This window comes from Halorubrum sp. (genome assembly GCF_046498025.1).
Taxonomy (GTDB): Archaea; Halobacteriota; Halobacteria; order Halobacteriales; family Haloferacaceae; genus Halorubrum.
This window is the reverse complement of the sequence record NZ_JAWOBM010000023.1, coordinates 1-2,686: the sequence shown is the minus strand read 5'-3', so window position 1 is coordinate 2,686 and position 2,686 is coordinate 1. Positions and strand designations below refer to the sequence as shown.

2 protein-coding genes are annotated in these 2,686 nt (G+C 69.2%); one reads left to right on the top strand and one right to left on the bottom strand.

Translation table 11 applies throughout. The annotated features are described in order from the left end of the window. Positions 1-522, top strand: a 522-nt coding sequence (locus R6U01_RS05880) for a heterodisulfide reductase-related iron-sulfur binding cluster (protein ID WP_410285531.1), incomplete at its 5' end; no start/stop codon positions are given. A 121-nt stretch (positions 523-643) separates the two neighbouring features. Here the strand turns inward: R6U01_RS05880 and R6U01_RS05875 are convergent. Then, on the bottom strand, positions 644-2,413 hold the full coding sequence (locus R6U01_RS05875) for an L-lactate permease (protein WP_410285530.1): 1,770 nt from the start codon (positions 2,411-2,413) through the stop codon (positions 644-646). Positions 2,414-2,686 lie beyond the last annotated feature (273 nt).

The window sequence follows — 2,686 nt, the reverse complement described above, 5'->3', positions numbered from 1 at the left end:
GAGGAGGTCGAGGTACTCGTCCTCCTCGACGGCGACGACGTCGAGGCGGTGTCGGCCGCCGCGTACGGCGTCCTGGAGTACCTCGACGCGGGCCGCGTCGACGAGCGGCTGGCGTTCGACGCGCCGTCGGAGTCGCTCACGTACCACGGCCACTGCAACCAGAAGGCGACGAACAAGGACCACCACGCGGTCGGCGTGCTCCGCCGCGCCGGCTACGACGTGGACCCGCTCGACTCCTCCTGCTGCGGGATGGCGGGCTCGTTCGGCTACGAGTCGGAGCACTACGACCTCTCGAAGGCGATCGGGCGGATCCTCTTCGACCAGGTGGACGAGAGTCACGGCGAGACGGTGACCGCGCCGGGCGCCTCCTGCCGCTCACAGCTGGGCGACCGTGACGCGGACGCCGAGAACCCGCCGCACCCGATCGAGAAGGTCGCCGAGGCGGTGACCGGCCCCGCGCCCGACGCCGTCGCCGAGGCCGGCGCCGCCGGGGCGACGAGCCCGTCGCCGGCCGACGACTGAGTCGGCGGTCACCGTCCTCGCCGCTTTTCCGGTTCTCTTCTCGTCGACCGGCGGCCGCGTCGCTCTCGCGTCGCCGTCAGCGTTATTTAAGAAGAGACGCGCCGCCGCGCCGCTCCCGCGGTCAGAAGACGCCGGGGAACAGCACGTAGCTGAACAGCAGACACAGCAGGCCGACGCCCGCCGAGTAGTACAGCAGCGGGATCATGTTCAGCCGCATCACCCGCCCCTCCTGTCCGAGGAGGCCGACCGTCGCCAGCGCGGCGACGAGGTTGTGGATCGCGACGAGGTTCCCGATGGCGCCGCCGACGGCCTGCGCGCCGACGATGATCGTCCGCGGGAGCCCGAGCTGCGTCGCCGCCTCGAACTGGAACGCGCCGAAGGTGATGTTCGAGACGGTGTTCGACCCGGCCATCGCCGCGCCCAGCGCGCCGATCAGCGCGGCGACGGCGGGGTACGCGATACCGAGGGTATCGGCGGTCGTCTGCGCGAGCAGGACGATCATGCTGCCGACCTCGGGCGCGCCGGGATGCGCCCCGGACTGGAGCATCACCTGCACCATGGCGATGACGAACACCAGCGCGATGAACGGCGAGACGATCTTCCGGCCGGCCTCCGTCCACGCGTCGCCGACCTCCCGACCCGACATGCCGAAGATGGGGATCGCGAGCAGGGCGCTGACGATCAGCCAGAAGCCGGGGACGCTCATCCACGCGAAGCTCCCGCCGAGGTCCGTGCCGAAGAGGTCGCTGAAGCCGATGACGAAGGGGTCGCTGCCGATGAAGGTCGAGATCGGGTCGACCGCGCGGGTGATGACCAGCAGGATCACCAGCGCGATGTACGGCGACCACGCCTTCAGCAGCGACATGTCCTCGTCGACGTCGCTGATGTCGGCCGCCTCGGCTTCCGGCGAGACGCCGCCGCGAGTCTCGGCGCCGCCGCCGTTCGAGCCGTTCGACTGCCCCGGCTCGATCGTCCCGACCCAGTGGTCTTTCCACTGGTCGCGCTCCGGGAACTCCCAGTCCTCGTCAGGCAGGAGGTACCCCGCCCGCAGAACGCTCAGGACGATCGCGCCGCCGACCATCGAGCCGATGAGCGCCGGGAACTCGGCCGTGAGGAACCACGCCGAGATCCAGTACGGGACCGCGAAGGAGATCCCCGCGAACAGACACAGCGGCGCGACCTCCCACGCCGGTGCCAGCGAGCGCTCGTCGGGGTCACCGAAGAAGTAGACGACCATGCCGACCGCGAACAGCGGCATCACGAACCCCACCAGGGCGTGATACGTCGCCGCCCACGCCGCCACCTCGACGGAGAACGCCTCCACGGTCATTCCGCCCCCCTCGATCGCGGTACGCGTGAACTCGACGTCACCGAGCGGGTCTTGGATACCGACGATGATCGGCGTCCCCACCGCGCCGTACGTGACGGCGATGATGTGTCCGATGATCGCCGCGACGACCGCCGCGAGCGCGGGGAAGCCGAGCCCCAAGAGCAGCGGCGCGACGACCGCGGCCGGCGTCCCGAACCCGGCAGCGCCCTCGATGAACGTCGCCATGAAGAAGGCGATCAGGACGATCTGGACGCGCCTGTCGTCGCTGACCGTCGCGAATCCCCGGTTGATCCGGTCGAACGCGCCCGCCTCCATCAGGGTGTACAGGAGGACGAGCGCGCCGAAGACGATCCAGAGGATCGTGATCGCGGTGATGACGCCGACGGCGGACGCCGCCGCCAGCCAGTTCACCGGCATGTTCCACGCGAAGTAGCCGACCACCAGCGCCGCCCCCCACGCCAGCGGCATCGCGCGCGTCGCCGGCCAGAGGAACCCGACCAACAGTACCCCGGCGAGAAGCAGCGGAACCGCGGCGATCGCGACGTCGACCGCGGTCGTCATGGCGCCCCCTCCCGACTACTCTCGTTCACTCGATTTCGACACCAACTCATGTGACGGGTTGTCATCCTCATACGACGCGAGTGACATCACAGTCATTCATGATAAAAGCTAACCTTCGAGCAACAGACATCTCACGTCGAGGCGAGCCCTCGTCGCGGCGGTCGGAGCGACGCGGCTGCCGTCGCCGTCGCGACCGTTCCCTTCGGTCGTCACGCCGCGAACGGCAGCCGTACGAGTGTCAGAACAGCGATACACCTGCCCGAGAAGTCATGT

Excerpts from the sequence above, each read along its gene's own strand:
- R6U01_RS05875 (WP_410285530.1), bottom strand. The coding sequence starts at position 2,413 with ATGACGACCGCGGTCGACGTCGCGATCGCCGCGGTTCCGCTGCTTCTC.